The following is a 21,903-nucleotide window of genomic DNA, read 5'->3' on the forward strand; positions in this document are numbered from 1 at the left end:
GCTAGCGTGTAATGACCGAGTCGGTCCAGAATTGTGTAATCGTCGAAATGTCGTACAGCACCTTCTCACGGGCTACGCCCGCCTGAAGCTGCCGGTAAAAATCTTCGTCGAACGCCACGCGATTCAACACCTCCAGGAATGCCGGCTCGTTGTTGCGATCGTATAGCACCCCGTTGACGTTCTGTTTGATGATGTGCCGAGGACCAAAATCGCAGTCGTTACTGACCACGGGCACATCGCAGGCCATCGTTTCGATAAGTACGTTGCCAAAGCTTTCGTGCTTGGAGTTCAGAATAAAGAACCGCGATTTGGCAAAGAAGCGGTATGGATTGGCCTGATAGCCCAGCAGCAGCACATCCTGCTGCAAACCCTTGTCGGCAATGAGCTTTTCCAGCACACCACGCTCCGGTCCCTCTCCCAGGATCACCAACTTATAGGTGCCGTACAAGGATGATTTCACAAAGACGTTGATGAGCGGTACAAAACCCTTGCTGGCATGCAGACGCCCCGCCGTTACAATGTAACGCCCGGGCTGCAGCGCCGGCACGTCGCTGATGTCTGCGTCTGACAGCGCTTTGACTTCGCCGATATTGATAGGGTTTGAAACCAGCACTACCTTCTCTGGAGCATAGAAATATTCCCGACACTTGTCGTACAACCCTTTCGACGGAATAACAATCTTCTTGACGTTCGGCGCCAGCGAAGCAATCTTCTGGAGGTATCGACGGTATAACTTGCGTTTATAGATAAAGATGTTCGACTCGATCCGGAAGATGATGCGGCGATAGAATGTAAAGATGATAAACAGGTTGATGCCGATGGAAAACGAGATCAGGAAATCTGGTTTCTCACGGCGCAGCAATCCCATAAGCTTAAACAATGCCAGCAACAGACGCACTGCCTTACGCTTGTTTTTATCGGGCACCAGCACAATGGAATTCGCCACGAGCTCGGGCTCGTTATAGTCGAAGATCGGGTTGATCAGAATAAACTTGACATCGTGGCCGCGTTTCAGCAGTTCCAGACCGATACGGGAAGCTGTCCGCTCCGTACCGCCCATCTTAAAAGATCCTACAACAAAAAAAAGCTTCATACACGTCTATCCTATAGCTTGTAACTGGTTTACATCGAGCGTATCCCAGAACAGGTCGCGATGCTGAACAATTTTCTCTACCGGCCACTCCCACCATTTCAACGCTTCAAGCTTATCGATGGTCGGTTGATCAAACCGGTACTTCAAGACACGGGCCGGGGCGCCGCCCACAATGGCATATGGCGGCACATCTTTGGTCACCACGGCATTGGCCGCAATAATGGCGCCGTTGCCGATCTTTACCCCCGACAAGATCGTCGCTTTCGTGCCGATCCACACGTCGTGGCCGATCACCACCGCACCTTTACTGACATGCTCGCCCGAACGGCCCGTTTTAAAGATGTTGCTGCGCATGTAGTAGGTACTCATGCGGCCTACATCGTGGTTATATTCCTGGATCGACACGTCTTTGGCAATAGAACAGAAACTGCCGATCTCGATGCCGTGAACTTTCGACGTCATGGTCGTACCCGGGCCGTTGATAACCGTATAGCGACCAATGCTGATCGTGCCGGCAATGGTGACACCTGTCAGCCGCGCGTTCGCGCCGATGGTCGCCGGCCCTTTGAGCCGTACGCCCTTGAATTTAACGGATTTGTGTATCTGCGACCCTTTCGCTGCGTGCAGGTAATTTGTATTCTGAAGGAAGGCGGCAAATTTTTCTCGGAGCAGTTGCAGCATAGTCTATTTCGGAATGCGGAAGTATGTGCGACGAAATGGCCGCTATACACTTCCTGCGGTAAAGCGTTCAAATGTATGAAATTTATCTTCCTGATCCTTTCCGGCGCGCGTGGCCTGCCCCCCATCCTGCCAGGATGTATCGTGCAGAATGGCGATCAGGCATTCACTCGTATCTTCCTCCGGTAGAATCACCTTTTCTTCTTCGACATAGTGCGCATAATAGCTCATCAGGTTGGCCGCACGCAGCAGCACAGGCTTCATGCCCATCTCCACAGCCTCGATCACCGAACCCGACGGCTTAGACAACATGCCGCGGCAATACCGCATCGATACCGGCAGCGGCACTTCGCTGGGATTTTCGATCATGGCAAAGTCTTGTATACCTCTTTCGATAAGCTGTTTCTCTAATCCTGCCTTGTGCTGATACTGGCGCGGGTGCATGCGCAGTACCCATTTACGCTGGTTGCCGAAATACTGAATGGTCTCTACGAGATAGTCGTCCAGCAACACTTCCGTCATGCCCACCAGCAAATAGTCTTTATACGCCGGTGGTGTTTTATACAGTCGTATGCTCGCATCCGTCCACGGGTTGCCGACGGCAAACGCACGGTGAAAGCGTGTCTGCGCACCCCACTCGTTTACCAGTGCGGCGCTGTTGGCATCCCAGCTCCAGAAATACTTCGGTAGCAAGGAATAACCCTCCGCCGGCGCTTTGCTCCAGCGGTCGTAGCAATAATGACCACGCCCCAGGCCGCCGTGCTGAATATCGGCCGTGCCGATGCCCAGCTCGTTGCAGGCCGCAATCATGGGATACATCAGCGACGAGTAATAACAAATGAAATAGGCCTGCTTGATGCCCGAACCCTTCAGGAATCGCTTCGCAAACTCTTTCCGCTCATATAGTGTGATGCCCCGTTTGGTGACATCTCTCTTAGTGAAGGTCTTCTTGATTGGCGCGGTGTGCTGAAAGGTCTTCAACGCATAGTCGAAGAACTCATCATAACCGGGCAGCTCCACCGTGTACTTCTTTTTGCCGGGTCTAAGCTTGCGGCTCAGCTCTTGCAAGATGTAGAAGGAAGGCAAGCTGAATACACTGTTTTTGTGGGGATACTTCTTCTTATCCAGCTTCGTGCTGGTATCAAAGATCACCGACGACTCGTGTTGCTGCTCAAAGTCACCGACGGCCACGTCGAAGAACTTGTTGAAGAACATCCCGTCCAGCTTTACGCGGTGCGTGGAAGCACCAAAGAAAAGACGATTGGACTTCTTCAGCTTCTTCTTCAGTGACAGATATTCCATCGGCAGCTTCAGCACGATCTTCAGATAGTTCTTGATCCTGTTTCGGCGCGACCGGGCTGTGTCTTTCTTTTTGCTGGTGTTCGGATTCTGATTTTGGCTATACGCCAGCGAGGTGCGTAGCACGGGCCATATCTTAAGGCCGTTTACCTGCCATGCGTTTACCGGAAAGAGCGCTTCGATCTCGTTGAGTTTCTCTAGTATGCTTTCCGGATTAAATTTCTGTGTTACCATACTTCAGCCTTCGGTGCGGGTTCCAGGATCTTGCTTATCAGCAGCAAGTCAAACTCCGACTGCACAAAAAACGCCGTCTTCTGGTCCACTACAATGTGGCCCACTTTGCCAGCCACCATCTTGCCGTGCGCGCGGAAGCTATCGACCGTGGCGATCACCACTCCACCGGCGCCCTTGTAGAGAGCTTCACGCTCCAGCTTGGTAAACTTTTCCTGATCCAGGATCGGCACCATACCGTGACCGATGTGCTGGTAGTACATGCGGTTGTCTGGACGTACACTCAACAGCGAGTCGCCTTTGAAGATTGCCAGCGTGTTAACGGCATCGTCAATCACATCCTTTGTCAGGAACGGAAACTCCACCGACACTTGCATGACCGCGCCGGGTTTTATACCCTGCGTTGCCAGCGTGTCCAGTACGTGGCCAAATGTTTTGGTCAGTGATTCGTTTACCCGCGCAAACTCTTCCGGACGCGGCACGATCTGCAGCTTGGGGTACCGGTTCGCACGGGTTTTGATAAACTCCAATATGTTGTCGTCGGCTGAAGTCACCACCACCCATTGTACGCGATCAGAAGCACTTACCTTCTCAATGGTGGCCTCTAGCATGGTCTTACCGTCGTGCTCCAACAGCGGCCAGTTGGTCTTGCCGATCATCGTATTCCGCACGGGAATGATCGCCACTGTCTGGGGTGTTTTCAACTGGTATGTTTCGACGTATAGATCTTTGATCTGTTTGCGTGTCGTCAGGATGCGCAGCTCGTTCGTGGTCAGGTTTTGTCCATGGCGACGATACGAGAACAGCGGTTGCTTGACGTTGGTCACCTTGTGGTGCATGATAAACTTGATCCACAGGTCGTAGCCATCCTGGCAGGTAAAGCTTTCGTTATAACCACCCAGGTCGCGCAGGAACTCCAGTCTGATCATCGTACAGGCGCCGTGTGCCGGCTGATCGTACAACGATACTTCCTTTTCAAAGTCGTGACGGCGTTCCTCACCGGTAATTTCGCCGTTGCCATCTACATAGTAATAGTCGGGAAAAACCAGGCCAAGCTCAGGGTCGCTCTCCAGCACGTTGCTCATCGTTTCCAGGGCGTTCGGCTCCAGGAAGTCGTCTGCATCCAACCGCATCAGATATTTACCGTGCGAGGCGCGCATGGCAATATTGTTGGTCACGTTCAGCCCTTTGTTTTGCTGGTAGATGATACTGATCCCCGGCTGATCGCGGTACTCTTCAATGATATCTTTACTGTTGTCGGTCGAGCCATCGTCGATAATCAGCAGCTCGAAATTTTGGAGGGTCTGGTTCAACACACTTTCGATCGACGTACGGATGTACTTCGCGTAGTTGTAGTTGGTGATGTACACACTGACCAGGGGCTGTTGCGTATTCATAGTCTTTCTTTTAGCGGTTTGGCAGGAATACCTGCCACTACCTGGTAGGCATCCACATTTTTGGTGACCACGGCGTTGCTTCCCACAACACCGCCCTGAGCAATCGTCACACCGGGCAACACCACCACGTGCGTGCCCAGCCAGGTATCGTCGGCCAACTGCACGGGCGCATGTTCATAGCCCTGATCTTGTACAGACTGGTCACGGGCTGCATATCCATGCATGCTGGTTTGGAGATAAACAAAGCCCGAGATAAGGGCTTTTTTGCCGACGGTGATCGAGTCACCGCCGTTCAGAACGGTGTACAACCCGATGCGAGCACCAGCCTGAATGTCGATGCGGGCTTTGTTGGCCGCCAGCAGGCGTACCCCCCGGTCGATGCGGGTCTTGTCGCCAATCAGCACCTCTGATTGACCGTGGGCGCGAATCTCGACATTGCGGCGAAATTCGACGTTGTCGCCAATTCGCACACGGCAATTTTTATCGACAATGATGCGGGGTACAGAATCTGTGCTAAACCCTTTCCCAATAGACACACGTCCCCCCGCGTAAACGATGCGGGTCAACAGCGCGTTCCATTTAGGAACAAAATGGCGCAGATAATATTGTGAAAACACAAGCATTACTCCTGTATAAAATCGTTCCAGCTTAGCTTCTGATGCATTTTCAGGTCGTGCTTGGCCTTTTTGCCAATCACCTGATCGTATTCCCGGGCATCGATGCCGTGGTTGGGCCTTAATACCGTCAGATTGTCCGGAGTAATCACCTCACCTGCCTTAATATCGCGTAGCGGATACACGGCCCTGCGGAACGAGATTTCATGTTTGTGTTCCAGTTCAATTTGTACCGGACGCTTTTCAGCTTCGCCTTGATACTGGTAGATCAGCTTGATCTCCGCAATCAATTCCTTGATCTCGGCGGGCGTCAGTGAGACCTTATGGTCGCGGAACACCTTGCCTTCCCGGTTGTCGGTAAAGTGAAATTCCAGCACCTCCGCCCCCATGGCTACAGCATAATACAAGGCTTTGCTGCCCTCGGTGTGGTCGGAATATCCTACGGTAAGGCCCGTCAGCTCTTTCAGGCGCTTCATGACGTGCAGGTTAGAATCGCTGGGGTTAATGGGGTACATGCTGGTACACTGCAATACCGCCAGCATGTCTTTTGAAGTATAAACAGGGTTGATCGACTGAATGTAACGAACGGTGTCCACGACCTCTTGTTCCGTCGAAAGACCGGTCGATACGATCATTGGCTTGCCCCTTTCCGCGGTCTTCGCCAATACGGGGTATGCCGTCAGGTCGCCGCTGCCAATTTTGTACAGCGTGATGTATTTATCCAGCCATTCCATGGCATCGATATCCCACACCGAAGACGTGTAGAGTATACCCGCCTCCTTCACCATTTCGGCCAGGTATATATGCTGCTCCTTGGTCAGCTCGAATTTTTTAAAGTGCTTGTTGCGGTCCGGGCTCTCCAGGCTCGACACCAGCGTGTCGCCGGTATAGATCTGAAACTTTACGTAGTCTACGCCCGAGTCAATAGCCATCTGAGCCAGTTGCTTGGCATAGTCAAAGTTACCTTCATGATTGCCACCGATTTCAGCAATCAGCAACGGGCCGTATTTTCCTTTGAATGGATTATGCATGTTTGATCTCGTTAATTATAGTCAGGATATCTTTCATGTTGTACGTCCAGTGTGGCGCTGTGAACTGCTGCATGATCTGTAGCGTGCGGTCCCAATCCTCCTGGGTATCCAACGCCAGCTGAATACCGGAAGCCTCCGGCAGCGACTCGTTCAAGTAATAAAAGTACGTCCGGCCCACATCGTGCTCGTACAGATACAGGGTGACGTGCTCGCGGTATTGTGGCGAGGCAAAAATCGTGGACAACAACGATGCATAGTGCTTCACACGTACGATCTCCACACTCATGCCCTTGGGAAACGTTCTTCCTTTGACGTTGCTGACAAAGTCGTATTGACCAGTCTCCGCCAGCGCAATCATTTCGCGCAGCACCTCCGTGTCAACAAATATATTATCACCGTTTATGCGCGTGGCATACTCCCACCCTAGTGCGGCAGCGGCTTCGTAAAACCGCTGCGCCACATTCTCAAGCGAGCCGCGATAACACTTCATGCCAGACGCTTTTGCAAAGGTCGCGATGGGATCATCAGATGCTTCTTCCGACGTCGCCAATACAATATTTTCAGCCGGCACTACTTGCAGCAGGCGCTCCAGGATATAGGTCAGGATCACCTTTCCGAGCATGGGCCGCAGCGCCTTACCCGGAAGGCGGGAGGAATTGTAACGTGATAAAATAACAATGCCTGTACGCATATGTATAGCGATGGTATAAATAGGTTATGCAGGTCTGGCGAAGGCACGTGCCTTCTTCATAAAAAACTTCTCGAATTTCTCGTAAGAAATATAACTGAGGATCAGCGTGATGACGATCGAGCCCACCATCAGCCCAATCCCTTTCGGCTGTTCTATAACCCTACCCAATGCCTTTCCGCAAACGTTGTATACCAGCGGATGCAACAGATAGATGGAATAGCTGGATTCTCCGAAGACAGAGAGGGGCTTGTCGAGGATGGCTGGAACCTCTACCTGTAATTTAAAAAAGCCAAAACAGATAAAGAAGCATGCCACTGTAAACACCACCCGGTTGTATCCCGTAACCAGCTGGATACGGTCACCCTCTACGGGGTAAAAACAAAAGAGCGCCAGCCCCGCGACAACCAGCAGTGCACAGACGATGTTTGGCACCGGGGTGTTGGAAAACAGGTAGCCAATCAGATACCCTCCCAGGAACAGAAACACCTGGTTCAACGGATTGGTGTAGTCATACCATTGGCTCGTCAACGACTGATCTGGGGTTAATGTATAAAATGCAAAGTATATATACACCGCCAGCAACGCCGCGGAGAAGATCCAAAAGATCACGGGCCGGTGTTTGCTGAAGTAGATAAAAAACGGAAAGAACGCATAAAACACCAGTTCGTTGCCGATAGACCATACGCCTCTTCCGATAGCAGCGTCCCATTTCACGAAACCGAAAAGGCCCGTCAGATTCAGGAAGATTTTCGATACCGCCGGAACCTTCGTGCTCAGCACGATGGTAGCAATGATCACCACCCATAGCAGGGGATAAATGCGGAAGAAACGTTTAAGATAAAAGTCTTGAATGTCATCCCGCGAGGGTCGCATCTTCTTGAAATAGACGTAGTAAAGCGTCAGACCGCTCAGTACATAGAAGATGGAGACGCCGTAAACGCCCAGCCGACCCGTGAAGGACTCCGACTCATAGTCACCAAACACCCCGGACATGTAATGGTACAGCATGATTCCGATTGCGGCAAGGCCACGCAGGTAGTCGAGGTTGTGTAATCTCATTATGTGCGTATGATTGATTGGTGTTGTCAGGTTCTTTCGCCGATCTTTTTTGCAGGGCTTCCACCGTAAATTGCATATGGTGCAACGTCCGCGTTTACTACCGAATTTGCCGCAATCACCGCACCGTCGCCGATAGTCACGCCCTTAAGAATCGTCACATTGCTGGCAATCCATACATCCCGTCCGATCGTGATTGGAGCCGTTTCGTTGGGCTGCTCGTTAATGCGGCTACCACGAGCCATCTGATGGTTGCTGTCAACCAGGTATACAAATGGGGCGATGAGGCAGTCATCGCCGATAACAATTTTGGCTGACGCAAATATAAACGTGTGGTATCCTACCGTCGTCCGGTCGCCAATGCTGACGATGGCATTCGCATTGCAGCTGCAAATGCGTGCGCCTTCCTTTACCACGACATCGTTGCCCACGGAAATGTTATGCGGATACCGCATGAACTCCACGGACTTGTCGATATGCACACGTCGTCCAAGGTGCCCCAGACGGCGGCGCTGCCAGAAGGCCCGCCAGCGATGTCGCCAGGTAAACGTTAAGTGCTTTCTGAGCTGAGACATGTTGTTCTGTTAAAATTCCTGCAGGGATACCATACGCTTGAACGTGCCCGAGCGCTCCGACAATTCGTCAAATGAGCCCACAGCCTCGATACGGCCTTTGCTCAGCAGAATTACTTTGTCGGCGTTCTTCACCGTAGACAACCGGTGCGCAATCATGACCATGGTATATTGTCCTTTCAGCTGATCGATGTTCTGTTGAATGGCCCGTTCCGTTTCCGAGTCGAGCGCTGAAGTCGCCTCGTCAAAGAAAAGAAAATCGACCTGTTTGTATAGTTCCCGTGCGATCGAAAGGCGTTGCTTCTGGCCACCGCTTACCATAATGCCGTTGTTGCCCAACAAAGACGCTTCCTTTTGCGGCATTTCCATCACAAACTCATAGATCGCGGCCTGTTTGAGAACGGCATAAAAACGGGCGATATGCTCCGGCGTGGGCGAAGCCCACAACGTTACGTTATTGAAAACAGTGTCGTTAAAGATCACAGGATCCTGCGTAATATAGCCGATGCGCCGCTGAAAAGTACCCCGGTCAAGCGATGCCATCATGTGATCATCCAGCTTGATTTGTCCGCCGTCCGGTAGCATCAGCCCTGCGAGCAAATTCATAAGCGTGGTTTTGCCCGAGCCGCTCTCTCCTACGAGCGCCACCGTTTCGTTTCGGTTTATCTCGAACGACACATCCCGTAAAATCGGCGTATTGCCATAGTAGAAATCAACATGCTGCACGCTTACCTTGTTGGCAAAACGGCCGAATTTATCTTTGCCTTGTTTGTCCTGGTCCCGTTTCAGCTCACGAGCAAATTCGTTCATATTTTCCAGCGATCCCGATACACCCAGGAATGTATTCCAATGATTCTGTACGGCCATCAGGAAGGAAAGCGAGCGATAGAAGAACAATAAGCTCAGCACGATCTGACCGAGAGGTTGGTGCATAACATTTACCTGCAGCATAATAACGGAAATCACGACGGCGATGACCACGGGTTCCCGCAGTGACTGGAGCGCTGATGACAACATTCCCATCTTGCGGGCGTGTTGCTCGATCTGCAGAATGGTTAGTTTCAGTTTCTTGCCGTACAACGGCAGGTATCCGGTCGCCTTCAGGTATTTAAAGAACGCCACCTTCTGGATCAACAGCCCCTGAAAGCCGTGGTTCTTTTTCGTTAGCTCACGCGAAAGTTTTTTGGTTGTCGCGTAAATGCGTTTGTAAATAAAGTTTGTCAGGCCTCCACCGACCGCTACCATCAGGGTAAACTGCGGGTTGGCCATAAACGCCATGACTATGTATACAAACACCAGCACACCAAATTGTATGGACGAAAAATACGACCGGTAAGCCGTCACCACCCGTTCCACCTCGGCGCTAAAGGTATTCTGAATACGACCGGAGTCCGCCAACACAAAAGCCTTGTAACTATACCCTGACAAGAGGTCGATGTTGGAAAAGCGCAAACGCTTGATAAAATACCGCTGGTTCATCACACGGTTGTATCCCTCGAGAAAGCGAAAGAAACCTTTTAACATAAAGAAGACCAGCATCATCACCAATACGCCGGTGAGCGTAAACGGCAAGCCAATCTTTTCCATTCCGGTGACAATAAAGGACAATCCCCCCATGCCCTCGGCCTCGTATGTTGCGTCGGCAGCGCCTCCATCTACCTTCTGCATCAGCGGTAGAAACATTGCCAGACCAAAACCATCAAGCACCCCCACCAGCAAGCTGAAGAGCAGCGCAAAAAATATCCTGTACCGTAGGAATTGATAAAAGAAGAAAAACGAACTGAAGTTACGTTTAAGGACTGATTTTACGCCCGCCAAATTCATGTGCCTCTAGTTGTAGTCGCTTAATTAGTCTTCGCTATAATATCCGCCACCGTTCTTTTTCTTACGGTTTCCATAGCCGTAGCCATAGCTGTACCCATAGCCGTATCCGTAGCCATAGCCATACCCGTAGCCACCATAACCGTAACCCAGACCCGATTTGCGTAAGTCGTTGAACAGCACACTGACGTTGGCCAGCTTGCCAGTAGCATAAAATTCATCCAGCGCACGCAGTGCCTCGTTGGGTGTATAGTTCTGGCGTACGACGAAAATCGTATGGTCAGCGTACTTTGCCAGTACAAATGCATCCGTGACATAGCTCAGCGGCGGTGTGTCGACAATGATATAGTCATACTCCTGGCGAAGCTTTTGGATCAGGTCTTCTACCAGCGGCCGTAACAGCAGCTCACTGGGGTTGGGTGGCATCGGGCCGCCTGAGATCAGGTGCAGATGGTCGATGGCGGTCTTCTGAATCACCTCTTCCATCGACACCATACCCGAAAGGTATTGGCTCAAGCCGATAGCGTTGTGCATTCCCAACTCGTCGTATAGCTTAGGCTTGCGTAAATCAGCGCCGATCACAATGGTTTTCTTTCCCGCCAGCGCATAGACCGACGCCAGGTTCAGCGCCGTAAAAGACTTACCCTCACCAGGTATAGACGATGTTACCATAAACACCTGATGGTCGCGGTTGCCGGTAAAGTAATTCAAGTTCGAACGCAGCGCGCGGAAAGACTCCGCCATGGCCGACCGGGGTTTATTGATCACGATCAAACGGTCTTGCTGCGGGTTATGCCCGACGCCACCAATAACCGGCACGGTAGTGATGCGTTCAATATCTTCTTTTGATTGCACGCGGTTGTTGAGCAGTTCCAGCAACACGAAAATCAACAGCGGTATAATCAGGCCGCCGGCAATCGCGAAAATAAAATTTTCCGATGGCTTCGGTGAGATCGCTCCACCCGCCATGGGATGGTTCACTACCACGATGTCAGAGGTCGTAGACGCCATCGATAACCCCGCTTCCGTACGCTTTTGCATCAGGAACACATACAGGTTTTCACGCAGCGAATAGTTACGCTGAATACCCACCAGCTCACGCTCGGAGCCGGGAAGCTTGGAGAGTTGATCTTGCACAACTTTGATTTGCGTGTTGATAAATTGAATGTTGATCTGCTGCGTCTTCCGCGTATTCTCGATCGTCTTTAGAATGTCCGTCTTGATCTGATCGATCCTCCGAACGGCTACTTTATAATCAGGGGTTTCCTGGTAGCGCGTAGCGCCACGCTGAGCCGCCGTGCCCAATACACTCAGCGCCGTACGTTCCTCAATCAGTTTGGTCACCAATTCCGTAATGATCGGATCCTGGATGCCTACACTCGATGGAGTAAAGATACCTTCATATTGGTCGTTCTTTAAGTTCTCCGTTATGTAGGCATAGTAGTTTTCCAGCAATCGGTATTGAAATTTCTGATCTTCAAATCCTGTCATTTTCTCATACAGGCGCATGGTCTCTTCGTCCAGACCTGTAATGATGTTACGGTGTTTGAAGTCTTCTACCTGGTCTTCAAAATGCGACAGCGAGTCGCCAATGCGAATCAGTTGTTCGTCCAGGAATTTGATTGCCCGTGACGCCATCTTGTTCTTCTTTTCAATGTCGTAATCCTGGTACCGCTCGATAAACCTGGCCAGGAAATCTATCTCTTTCTGGACAATCGGGCCGGTTATCTCCAGGTTCACCACCGATGCACCCTGCGTGGCCCAGTTCACTTTCAGTCGGGTTGAATACTGCTTGGCCAGGTGCAGCGGATCGTTAAAACGCACCACGAACGTCTTGTTCCGAATATCCTCCACATTGCCGCGGCGTTTTACCACGACCTTGGCACCGTATACTTTTACCGTGTCGTTAAACAACAGGCGCGACGAAGTCGTAGGGCCGTCACTCTTCTCGCCCGGATAACGCAACGAGTAGGTATTATTATCCAACACCTCGAAATATACCGATCTGCCGTAAGCGCTCTTTGACTCGGGAGCGATCTTAAACTCCACCGGTAACGAAGGGCTGTAATATTCTGAAGTCTTGATCTCACCCTCGCGATAAAAGGAAATATTAAATCCGAGGCTCTCCACCACTTCTTGCAGTAGTGGATACGATCGCATGATATAGATCTCGTTGAAGAAATTCCGGTATGGCGATAGCAACTCATTGTTATACAAGAATTTTGCGCCTGCATTCTCGTCGCTTTCGCGGATGATGATGGCAGCCTTCACCGGGTAGATGCGGGTGCTGTACCGGTTAATAATCGACGCCACCGTAAACGCGGCCACCAGGCAGATCACCACCAGGTACCAATATCGCAGAATACGGTCGGCGACACGTTTAAAATTGATCTGCACACCGCCCGCGTTCCGGGGGGTACGTTCTTCCGTAAATTCGGGTATTACTGGAGAATTCAAGGTTTAGCGGTTATTGAGGGTAGCGATGAGCAAAACAAAAGAGAGGGCTGCGGAAATAACCCCCAGGTTACCCACAAAGTACTTCCTGAAGGGACGTTGCTTCAGCGGAGGTACGATGATCACGTCGTTTTGTTGCACGTAATAGTAAGGAGACTCGATGTACTCCTCTTTTAACAGGTCGACGTAAAAAATATCCGCCTGAGCACCGTTCTGACGCACGATCTTTACGTGACTACGGTCCGCCAGTTCTGATAAACCACCCGCCAGGCCAATGGCCTCCATCATCGTAAGCCGGGTGTTGCTCGACGAGGTCGTGCCTTCACCGTTCACTTCTCCCAACACAGTAAACCTGAAGTTCAACATTCTTACGCGAACGACCACGTCGGGCACGAACTGAGACGTAATCTTGCGGAGGGTGTCCTGCGCCTGAAAAAGGGTCATCCCCACTACATGAATCTTGCCGAGTATCGCATATTCGATATCGCCGTTGACGTCTACTATCACTCCGTTCAACATCGTGCCGGATCCACTGGAGGAACCGCTACCGCTGCTACGTGTCGATAGTCGCGAGATAAAGCTCTGATGATCATCATCTTTCTCCAGCGTCTCAAAATTGATGTTCAACACATCCAGGGGCTGGATATGGTATTCCCGGATATTCAGCGGGTGAGATCGTAGGACCGTATCCTTAGGAATCTCTTTCCTCCGCTTTAAATCGTCTTTTTGAAGATAAACAATCTTTCTGTTTGGAACACAGGCGCCAAAAGTCAACAGGAGCACGCCCAATAACAGCCATATCCGCATAATTCGTAAAGGTCGCTTTTTTAGAAGCGGTAAATATACGCGAAACGGGCAGATTTTTTAGTGTTTGGGGTAAAGTGTGCACGTTCGATTCGGTTTGTTTCCGCTCATTCAACCACATTCCACCCCGCGTGTAAAAAATCACGCCCTCGGCCACAAACGATTGATATCAGACCTGTTTTGTGCGATAAGCCCGCTCCAGCACCACAATTCCCCATATTGTGGTGTCTAAACATACAGGGAGAACTACTCAAATCTCAATGACTCAATCGGATCCAGCCTCGAAGCTTTCCGGGCGGGATAGTATCCCGATACCAATCCCACCAGCACACAGACTACAAACCCCACAATCATCCAAAGCCATGGAATGATGAATGTATCATTACCCAATAGCTTGGAGCCCAGGTTTCCCAGAACGATCCCCAGAATCACCCCGGCTATACCCCCCAACATACAAACAACAATGGCTTCGATTACAAACTGTTGCTTAATGCGCAACGGCGTTGCGCCGAGCGCTTTCCGCACTCCGATCTCGCGTGTGCGCTCAGTCACCGACACCAGCATGATATTCATCAGGGCAATGGAAGCCCCCAGTAGCGTTACCGTGCCGACGATAAACCCAAACACCTGCGCCATGGCCGTTAGATCTCCGAGCTCATCCAGCGCTTCGCTGCGCTCCAGTTCGAATGAATCCTCCCGCCCCACCCGGTCGCCGCGAATCTGGCGCATGAGGCCGGTGGCCTCGCCCATGGCATATTCCATTTGGCTTTTGTCGCGTACCGACACTGTCAGGTTGTAGTTGAGGACCCGGTCACCGGCCAACTGGTTGGCTTTGACGATGGAAATGAACACCATGTTATCGACATTGGAAGACGGGTCACTAAAGCCACCCTTTTCCTTCAGCGCGCCAATCACACGAAACTGCGTGCCCTTAAAAGTCACATACGTGCCCGTTACTTGTTCGTTGGCGTTTGCATCGTACAGGCTCGTGTAGATCTTATGTCCCACGATGGCAACGGGGGCACCCGTGCGCACTTCCAGGGAGGAAAGGGACCTCCCTTGCTCAAATTCCAGGTTCTTGACGGCATAATATTCCTCGTTTGTTCCCATGACGGTCACGTTCGGATTGGTCTTCTTCGACAGGCGCTTTACCTCGGCAGTGCGCGTCGCCCACGCCGACAAACTGATCGCCGATGATGCCCGGAATTCGTCCATAAACGCAAACGCTTCTGTCATACGTATTTCCGGATAGGCTTTTTCGGCCCGGCCATTGGCGCTGCTGCCGCGGTTTGTCTTCGAGGAGATATCAAACGTATTGGCGCCCAATGACGACAGGCTCTGCAGGATGGACTGCTCGATGCCATCCACGGCGGTCAGTACCCCCACCAGGGCGGTAATGCCAAGCATCACGATCATGGCGGTGATAATGGAACGCAAAAGGTTGGCCCGTACCGACCGTAACCCTTCCCGTATGTTTTCAAGGAGATTCATGCTTGTTTCAACGTTTGCTGATAATGATATGTTGATGCCGCGGCCAAAATGTTACACCCGTCCGCCACAAAATTTATCCGCCCGGCCCTGCCGCGCGCCAAAATGCTACCAAAGGTAGCACGAAAGTCTGCCGGTATTGGTAACTTTAGAGCACTCTAATGAATGGCTCCGTGTATGAAGAAATGTGCGACGTTGCTGGCCCTCTTTGTGCTGACCATCTCCCTGGCAGCCGCGAACTCGATCTTTATTCCCATGGACGGGAAACAGGCCAACCACCTGAAGGCTTATGGTATTGCCTACTGGGTGCTGAAAAGCGAACGGGAAGTTGACTGGTTGTTGAACTACCGCGGCGGAAGCTTTATGTGCCAGTATCACCCCGCCATCCAGAACGAATTGGTGGTGCGCGGTGTCTCGTTTGAGATCATTTCCGATGCACAGGCCAACCAGCTTATTACGGAGATTGCCAGCCCGGCACTCAATTACGACATCATGAAGTTGGAAAAATACCCGCGCATAGCGGTGTATTCACCGAAGTCCAAACAGCCGTGGGACGATGCCGTTACGCTCGTGCTGACCTATGCCGAGATCCCCTACGATGTTATCTTCGACGATGAGGTCATGAACGGCGCACTACCGAAGTATGATTGGATCCACCTGCACCACGAAGATTTTACGGGTCAGTACGGTAAGTTCTATGCGCAGTTCAACAACTACCCCTGGTATATCGAGCAACAAAAAGAAGCCGAAGACCTCGCCCGCAAGCATGGCTTTCACAAAGTATCGCAGCTCAAGCTTGCTGTCGTAAAAAAGATCAAAGAGTTTATCACTGGCGGCGGCTTTCTCTTCGCTATGTGCTCGGCTACCGATACCTATGACATTGCTCTCGCCGCCGACGGCATCGACATCTGCGAACGCATGTACGACGGCGACCCGGCCGACCCGCAGGCGCAAAGCAAACTGAACTACGAGAACACACTGGCCTTTACCGACTTCAAACTCGTGCGCGACCCCTATCAATACGAGTTCTCCGACATTGACAACCAACCGGCTGAGCGCGGACTGCGGCAAGATAATGACTACTTCGCATTGTTTGAATTCTCTGCCAAGTGGGATCCCATCCCTACCATGCTGACACAAAATCATACGCAGGTGATTCAGGGATTCTTTGGCCAGACCACGGGCTTTAAGCGCGACCTGATCAAACCCGACGTCGTGGTCATGGCCGAGAACAAAGAGATTAAAGAGGCCAAGTATATCCACGGTATCATGGGCAAGGGATTCTGGACGTTCTATGGTGGTCACGACCCAGAAGATTATCAACACCAGGTGGGCGAAGAACCTACCGACCTGAACCAGCATCCCAACTCACCGGGCTACCGCCTGATCCTGAACAACATACTTTTCCCGGCAGCCAAGAAGAAAAAACAAAAGACATAAAAACAGTGGCAGTATTTCGCACCCGCGCTCACACTCACACTGTTTCAGTGCATGCGGTCGTCACGCACGTCCAGCTGTTGCATGATCAGGGCCTCTTCCTGTAACAATTCCCGCCAGCGTTGCATCACGTCGTCCGCTGGTATATATTCTTTGGCAAGCTGCAGGAAGTTTCGATAGTGTCCGGCTTCCGATACCATCAGCTCGTAATAAAACTCGGACAGCTCGGGGTCTGGTATATGCTTCCACAACAACTTAAACCGCTCGCAGCTCCGCGCTTCGATCAAGGCGTTCATCAATAATTTTTCCAACAGCTGTTCCGTACGGCTGCCGCCCTTACGCGACACCTGGAAGAGCCTCTCCACATAGACATCTTTGCGCGGACGGTCAAGGCTATAGCCACGCTTTCGAAGCGCTTGCATCACGCGTTCGAAGTGGCTCCATTCTTCGGCTACCACAGGCGTTAATACTTCGACAAGTTTATCCTTCTCGGGATATGCCACGATCAACGATATGCACGACGAGGCGGCCTTCTGCTCGCAATAGGCATGATCGACCAGAATGGCCCGGATATTCTTCTCGGCAATATTTACCCAGCGGGGGTCTGTGGGTAGCTCCAGGCCCAGGGTAAACTTATCTCTTGCGTCCACGGATGCTCACGTTGATGACTTACAGCAGTAAAGGTAAGACGTAAGTTTTTATTCCAAATAGTACTTCGCCAATAAAAAACCCTGCTTATTTTTAAGAAGCCAAGCCACCAGGCTTTAGCGTTAGATTTCACATGTTTTAACCGTTATGTATCATGCAACAACACGTTGACGACAGAATTTTGGAAATGCTCCGCGCGAACGATCAGCAAGTAATCCAACTCCTGTATGCCACCTACTATACCCCCTTGCGAAAGGTTCTCCGCCGCCGCGTAGCCGACGAGCAAACCGCGAACGATATTGTGGTCGAGCTCATTCTCAGCCTTTGGGAGAAGCGTCACCATCTTGCGTTGCGTAAACCACTCATAGGTTACCTCACTACCGCGGCACGCAACAATGCCATCAACTTTCAACGGCGTCAGGCGACCGATAAGTTTCCTGATGTACCCTACTCCTCCGCGCACGCAGAGCCCGCCGACACGGCCTTGCTGAACGAAGACCTCGAACGGATCATTCAACAAAGCATCGACGTGCTTGACGTCAAGACCCGCACGATCTTTATCTTAAGCCGCCAGGAAGAATATACATATAAAGAAATTGCTGCCGAGATGAAACTGTCGCAAAAGGCAATCGAGAAACACATGTCGAAAGCGATCCGTCTTTTATCCGATCGCTTCAGGGAGTACCTTTCGTGATAATTATTTTGCGTACCAGGCTGTGGGTACCTTGCTGCAGCGCCACGTAATATACACCACCGGGTATGTCGCGCAGGTCCAGCAGATGATCTCCTGCCACAGTTGTAATCGCTTGCCGTATCCTCCTACCCCAGGCATCGGTCACCTGCAGCGTCACGGCACCCACGCCGGCTGTACCGCGTTGTAGCGTAACCAATCCGTTGCTGGGAACCGGGTATACCGTCCAGGCCTGGTCTGACGGATCGTCTATACCCGTCACGTTCAAAGTGAGCTGGTACGACACCTCTTCCGGCGATAGACAGCCATACACCGTGACACCCCGCGCCCGGTATAATCCACCCGTTGTAACCAGAATCTCAGCGTCATGAATCTCCAGCGGCACACCGTCCAGCTCCCAGGCATAATATGGCGATGCCCCGATCACCTGCAACCGGTCAGGTGCTATCCAGACAATCGCTTCGGGCGACGGCGGTGCAGGCAATACATCCACCGCTACCGGAATGGACGCGGGGCTTTTGCAGGCCTCGCCGACAACCACCGTATAGGAACCGCTTGCCATAACATCGATCGACTGGGTTGTTTCACCATTCGACCATTGATATCGGCTATACCCCGTGGGAGCCGACAGACGCACGACGCCGCCTTCACAAAACATACGGTCACCATCGGCTTGAACGACCGGCCGCCCGGGCAACGCCTCTACACGAACCGGTATCGCGTCCGAAACATCACTCTCACACTCACCCTCCCGCTGCACCCGCACCCGATAGTCTCCTGACGTGCCTACCACTCGTTGCGACAGGGTGGGGCCATCAGACCAACGGTAATGATCAAACCCCGCGGGCGCGGTCAATGTAATGCTCTGCCCTGTACAAAAGGAGGTCTCCCCGGATACAGTAATGACCGGGCGGGCAGGTTTAGGTCGGACCGCCGTAACAACGGCATCGGACGCCGGGCTTTTACAGCCCTCTGCGTGCCATGCCTGCACCGTGAAGGCACCACTGCCCTGTACGGCCAGCATGCGTGTCGTGCTGCCATCTGACCACTTATACCCGGCATACCCTGTGGGAGCCTCCAGTACCAGACTTTGATCAGCACAAAATGTGGTACTGCCGGTATAGGCGATGACGGGCTTCGGCGGCGTGGGAGTGATGTTGAGGATATACGGTATCAGCGCACTGCGGCATCCTTGCTTATAGTTAGCCAGGTAATAGGTTGTGGGTTCGTTCAGTATGGGCGTGTGGAATACAACCGCGGTATCCAACGGCACTTCCCCCACGGCATCAGCATACCAAACGAAGTTCATCCCGGGTATGTAGCCGCCATACTGTACGTCGACCGGCGCACCGCCACAATGTTCTTCATAGCCCCACGCGGCGTCTAACTCCTGGAGCGGTTCCACCACGACAGACACGAATTCGGCTTGACATCCCGCGTCGTCATAGGCAATGACAGAATACCAGCCGGGTTCCAGGTTCGTAAACCGAAAGCCGCGGTCGTCTTCTTCAAAGGTGGCAGGAACAGGAACACCACTGTTATCGACAAAGAGCTCATACCGGTAGGGTGATTTACCCTGTGCGGTAACCCAGACCTCCCCGGTATCGCTGCCGTTGCCATTGCAATTCGGCGGTACCGCCGCAGCTGTTGCGGTAAAGATATACGGCGCATTCACGCGAATATTCGATAGCGTTGTGCTACATCCTGCGGCATCCGTTACCGTCACCGCATATGCGCCCCGTGCGGCCGGCATAATCCAATAGTTGAACTCGATGGGATATCCGGTATTCAGGTCTCTCCAGGCATAGTCATAAGGTGCTTGTCCACCGTGTACGGTGAGTGAAATCTCGCCGCTGGCTCCGAGCGAACACCTGGCATCGGTTACCGTCGGCGTCACGCTGAACGTCTCCAGCGTCATGGCCGGCGACACAACAGTCGCACCACGGCTATCGGTAATGGTTGCCTGATAAGTACCGGCCGCTAGGTTGTCTACAAATAAATTTCCCGGCAAGCTACCACTCCACTGCACGGAATACGGCCCCACCCCACCCTGTACATCGACGCGCACAGTACCGCCCTCCTGACATCCAGGATGTGTATATGCCACACCCGCTATTTCCAGCGGCGGCACCTGCAGTACATAGATCGGCGCCAGGGTGAACAGACATCCTGCCTGATCACGTACCGTCGGTATATAAACACCCCCTTCCAGGCCAGTGGGTTGAAAACCGACGGCAGAACTTGCGCTGCTGGCCCAGGTGATAGTATAGGGTGCCGTGCCCCCCGTGGGCGTCACGATGATCGAGCCATTTGCAACGCCCGACGATGCCGTATTGTCTTGTTTGGTAAACGACGCGGTAAGGTTGCTACACGCCGCCGCCGGTTGGATCGTCACGGTATAGTCTTCCGTCTCCCCTTTCTCTACTGCGGTACATGCATCGCCGGCAGTCCACGGCGTGTAAAAGCTCGCACGCACGCGCATACGGGTAGCGCCCGTTACGGCGCCGGCCGGTATTGCGATCGAAACCGATGGTGGGTTTCCGACACAATTTCCTCCCATCACTTCGTCACTATCCGTTGTTTGCAGGCTCAGGGGAAAAAACTCACCGGCGTCATCAAAGCTGCCATTGTGGTTAAAGTCAAACCACGCCGCCAGGTATCCAATGCTGCAACCACCATATTGCGGAAAGCTTGTCGAGCCAGAAATTGATTCGGCAAAAGTGCGCGAGTCAAGGGTATAGGACTGGCCCTTCGTCAGTGTCGTAGTCGGGCCGGCAAACTGCGTATACGCTCCGGGTATGCCGGGGCAACTGGAGGTTTGATTTAAGGTGTTCAGCGCAATCGACTTGATATAATAATAATCCACAGCCTCGTTAAACCGTGGGCTACACGTCGCTGTCGGCTTGCAATAGTATACATTTGACGTGGCCGCGGTGGTAAAGGTCTGTACCGTACAACCCGCATTCGGGCCATTTTCATTACGAGGCTGAATACGGTAGTAATAGGCGCTGCCTTGATTCAAAAAACCGGTATAGTCGAAGCTCCCGGCAAAACCATCTTCTGCCGTCACATCATTGGCAATCGCCGTCAGCGCGGCCGGGCTCGAGCCCAGGTACACATCATACCGGGTGTTGCTGCCACCACTGGCGCCGGTCCACGCGAAGTGATAGTCGGGCGATCGCACCACATTGGCCGCGTTCGGCGCAGGCGTATAGGTCGTGGGGCAAGAAGGTGTACCGGTATTGCGCGGAGCAATGGTAATGGTATAGTCTTCTGTATCATAAGCCTTGTCGGAAGAGTTTGCTTCGTTGATACAGGCTGTAAAGCGATTATTGTCCGCATCCGACATACGCTGCCGCACGCGCAGACGCGTTTTGCCCAGGCGCGCATCGGCCGGTATCGTGATGCTGGCCTCGATCGGCCGCACCTGACTACCCTGCCCGGCAACGATCGTTTCTCCAGCGTCGTCAAAATCGCCATCGCCGTTAAAGTCGATAAAGATCCGCACGTGGTGCCACCAGTACGACGTCTCATTGAATAACGGATTGAAGAACGAGCCAAATACACCGACTGTGATGCCGTAGGTTGCGGTACGCTCGACCGTCGTGGTGGAAGTGCCCGATTCAGGAAAAAGTGTATAGCCGCTACAGGTGCTGGCGGTTTGCAGGGAGCTAAATTTTACAGAAGCGATATAGACAGCATCGCCCGAGGGGCAACCCGCTGTTGGTACGCAATACGACGGTTGGCTAAAAGCCTCGCAACAATAAAATAAAATAACAAACAATGCACTTAAGCCTATCGCACGCTTTTTCATTTTCTTAACGGTTTACGCCTGCGATGTAGGTATACTAAATAGCAGGCAGCGGGTATGTAAATGTACATGCCCGCTGCCATTCTA

At 52.2% G+C, this 21,903-nt stretch carries 15 protein-coding genes and 2 pseudogenes; 2 read left to right on the forward strand and 15 right to left on the reverse strand.

The features are described 5' to 3' along the window. Nucleotide 1: 1 nt before the first annotated feature. From K7P01_RS29920 to K7P01_RS29980, 13 genes and pseudogenes are all read right to left on the reverse strand, one after another. Nucleotides 2–1,093, reverse strand: coding sequence for a glycosyltransferase (locus K7P01_RS29920; RefSeq protein WP_267298277.1), 1,092 nt, complete (start codon nucleotides 1,091–1,093; stop codon nucleotides 2–4). 155 nt (nucleotides 1,094–1,248) lie between these two features. Further along, a pseudogene (locus K7P01_RS32230) lies at nucleotides 1,249–1,399 on the reverse strand (DapH/DapD/GlmU-related protein); the annotation flags it as partial. A 417-nt stretch (nucleotides 1,400–1,816) separates the two neighbouring features. After that, complete coding sequence (locus K7P01_RS29930) at nucleotides 1,817–3,304, reverse strand: hypothetical protein (RefSeq protein ID WP_267298278.1); 1,488 nt, start codon at nucleotides 3,302–3,304, stop codon at nucleotides 1,817–1,819. Beyond that, nucleotides 3,298–4,698, reverse strand: coding sequence for a glycosyltransferase (locus tag K7P01_RS29935; protein WP_267298279.1), 1,401 nt, complete (start codon nucleotides 4,696–4,698; stop codon nucleotides 3,298–3,300). Before K7P01_RS29935 ends, K7P01_RS29930 begins: the two co-directional genes overlap by 7 nt. Next, on the reverse strand, nucleotides 4,695–5,321 hold the full coding sequence (locus K7P01_RS29940) for an acyltransferase (RefSeq protein ID WP_267298280.1): 627 nt from the start codon (nucleotides 5,319–5,321) through the stop codon (nucleotides 4,695–4,697). The genes K7P01_RS29935 and K7P01_RS29940 overlap by 4 nt, the downstream gene beginning before the upstream one ends. Beyond that, a complete protein-coding gene (locus tag K7P01_RS29945; protein ID WP_267298281.1) occupies nucleotides 5,321–6,343 on the reverse strand; it encodes an N-acetylneuraminate synthase family protein in 1,023 nt (340 codons plus the stop codon). The genes K7P01_RS29940 and K7P01_RS29945 overlap by 1 nt, the downstream gene beginning before the upstream one ends. Then, a complete protein-coding gene (locus K7P01_RS29950) occupies nucleotides 6,336–7,034 on the reverse strand; it encodes a cytidylyltransferase domain-containing protein (protein ID WP_267298282.1) in 699 nt (232 codons plus the stop codon). The genes K7P01_RS29945 and K7P01_RS29950 overlap by 8 nt, the downstream gene beginning before the upstream one ends. Nucleotides 7,035–7,058: 24 nt before the next feature. Next, the gene (locus K7P01_RS29955) at nucleotides 7,059–8,093 is read right to left on the reverse strand and encodes an acyltransferase family protein (protein ID WP_267298283.1); all 1,035 of its coding nucleotides are present in this window, start codon (nucleotides 8,091–8,093) and stop codon (nucleotides 7,059–7,061) included. 32 nt (nucleotides 8,094–8,125) lie between these two features. After that, nucleotides 8,126–8,278, reverse strand: a pseudogene (locus K7P01_RS32235) (hypothetical protein); the annotation flags it as partial. A 396-nt stretch (nucleotides 8,279–8,674) separates the two neighbouring features. Further along, nucleotides 8,675–10,486, reverse strand: a complete 1,812-nt coding sequence (locus K7P01_RS29965) for an ABC transporter ATP-binding protein (protein ID WP_267298285.1) — start codon at nucleotides 10,484–10,486, stop codon at nucleotides 8,675–8,677. Between the two features lie 24 nt (nucleotides 10,487–10,510). Beyond that, entirely contained in the window at nucleotides 10,511–12,940 is a 2,430-nt protein-coding gene (locus K7P01_RS29970; RefSeq protein ID WP_267298286.1) for a polysaccharide biosynthesis tyrosine autokinase, read from the reverse strand. Nucleotides 12,941–12,943: 3 nt separating this feature from the next. After that, nucleotides 12,944–13,744: a polysaccharide biosynthesis/export family protein gene (locus tag K7P01_RS29975; RefSeq protein WP_267298287.1), complete on the reverse strand. Its 801-nt coding sequence runs from the start codon at nucleotides 13,742–13,744 to the stop codon at nucleotides 12,944–12,946. 243 nt (nucleotides 13,745–13,987) lie between these two features. Next, nucleotides 13,988–15,232, reverse strand: a complete 1,245-nt coding sequence (locus tag K7P01_RS29980; protein WP_267298288.1) for an ABC transporter permease — start codon at nucleotides 15,230–15,232, stop codon at nucleotides 13,988–13,990. A gap of 174 nt (nucleotides 15,233–15,406) precedes the next feature. On the opposite strand from K7P01_RS29980, the gene K7P01_RS29985 reads away from it, so the two are divergent. After that, a complete protein-coding gene (locus tag K7P01_RS29985; RefSeq protein ID WP_267298289.1) occupies nucleotides 15,407–16,669 on the forward strand; it encodes an asparagine synthetase B in 1,263 nt (420 codons plus the stop codon). Between the two features lie 44 nt (nucleotides 16,670–16,713). Here K7P01_RS29985 and miaE read toward each other — a convergent pair whose 3' ends face one another. Beyond that, entirely contained in the window at nucleotides 16,714–17,316 is a 603-nt protein-coding gene (gene miaE, locus K7P01_RS29990) for a tRNA-(ms[2]io[6]A)-hydroxylase (RefSeq protein ID WP_267298290.1), read from the reverse strand. Between the two features lie 152 nt (nucleotides 17,317–17,468). On the opposite strand from miaE, the gene K7P01_RS29995 reads away from it, so the two are divergent. After that, entirely contained in the window at nucleotides 17,469–18,008 is a 540-nt protein-coding gene (locus tag K7P01_RS29995; RefSeq protein WP_267298291.1) for an RNA polymerase sigma factor, read from the forward strand. On the opposite strand, the gene K7P01_RS30000 is transcribed toward K7P01_RS29995, so the two are convergent. Beyond that, nucleotides 17,989–21,819, reverse strand: a complete 3,831-nt coding sequence (locus tag K7P01_RS30000; RefSeq protein ID WP_267298292.1) for a GEVED domain-containing protein — start codon at nucleotides 21,817–21,819, stop codon at nucleotides 17,989–17,991. The genes K7P01_RS29995 and K7P01_RS30000 overlap by 20 nt on opposite strands. Nucleotides 21,820–21,903 lie beyond the last annotated feature (84 nt).

Source organism: Parachryseolinea silvisoli, assembly GCF_021190955.1.
GTDB classification, from domain to species: domain Bacteria; phylum Bacteroidota; class Bacteroidia; order Cytophagales; family Cyclobacteriaceae; genus Ohtaekwangia; species Ohtaekwangia silvisoli.

Coding starts and splice junctions, on each gene's coding strand:
- K7P01_RS29920 (WP_267298277.1), bottom strand. CDS start 1,093: ATGAAGCTTTTTTTTGTTGTAGGATCTTTTAAGATGGGCGGTACGGAG.
- K7P01_RS29930 (WP_267298278.1), bottom strand. CDS start 3,304: ATGGTAACACAGAAATTTAATCCGGAAAGCATACTAGAGAAACTCAAC.
- K7P01_RS29935 (WP_267298279.1), bottom strand. CDS start 4,698: ATGAATACGCAACAGCCCCTGGTCAGTGTGTACATCACCAACTACAAC.
- K7P01_RS29940 (WP_267298280.1), bottom strand. CDS start 5,321: ATGCTTGTGTTTTCACAATATTATCTGCGCCATTTTGTTCCTAAATGG.
- K7P01_RS29945 (WP_267298281.1), bottom strand. CDS start 6,343: ATGCATAATCCATTCAAAGGAAAATACGGCCCGTTGCTGATTGCTGAA.
- K7P01_RS29950 (WP_267298282.1), bottom strand. CDS start 7,034: ATGCGTACAGGCATTGTTATTTTATCACGTTACAATTCCTCCCGCCTT.
- K7P01_RS29955 (WP_267298283.1), bottom strand. CDS start 8,093: ATGAGATTACACAACCTCGACTACCTGCGTGGCCTTGCCGCAATCGGA.
- K7P01_RS29965 (WP_267298285.1), bottom strand. CDS start 10,486: ATGAATTTGGCGGGCGTAAAATCAGTCCTTAAACGTAACTTCAGTTCG.
- K7P01_RS29975 (WP_267298287.1), bottom strand. CDS start 13,744: ATGCGGATATGGCTGTTATTGGGCGTGCTCCTGTTGACTTTTGGCGCC.
- K7P01_RS29980 (WP_267298288.1), bottom strand. CDS start 15,232: ATGAATCTCCTTGAAAACATACGGGAAGGGTTACGGTCGGTACGGGCC.
- K7P01_RS29985 (WP_267298289.1), top strand. CDS start 15,407: ATGAAGAAATGTGCGACGTTGCTGGCCCTCTTTGTGCTGACCATCTCC.
- K7P01_RS29995 (WP_267298291.1), top strand. CDS start 17,469: ATGCAACAACACGTTGACGACAGAATTTTGGAAATGCTCCGCGCGAAC.
- K7P01_RS30000 (WP_267298292.1), bottom strand. CDS start 21,819: ATGAAAAAGCGTGCGATAGGCTTAAGTGCATTGTTTGTTATTTTATTT.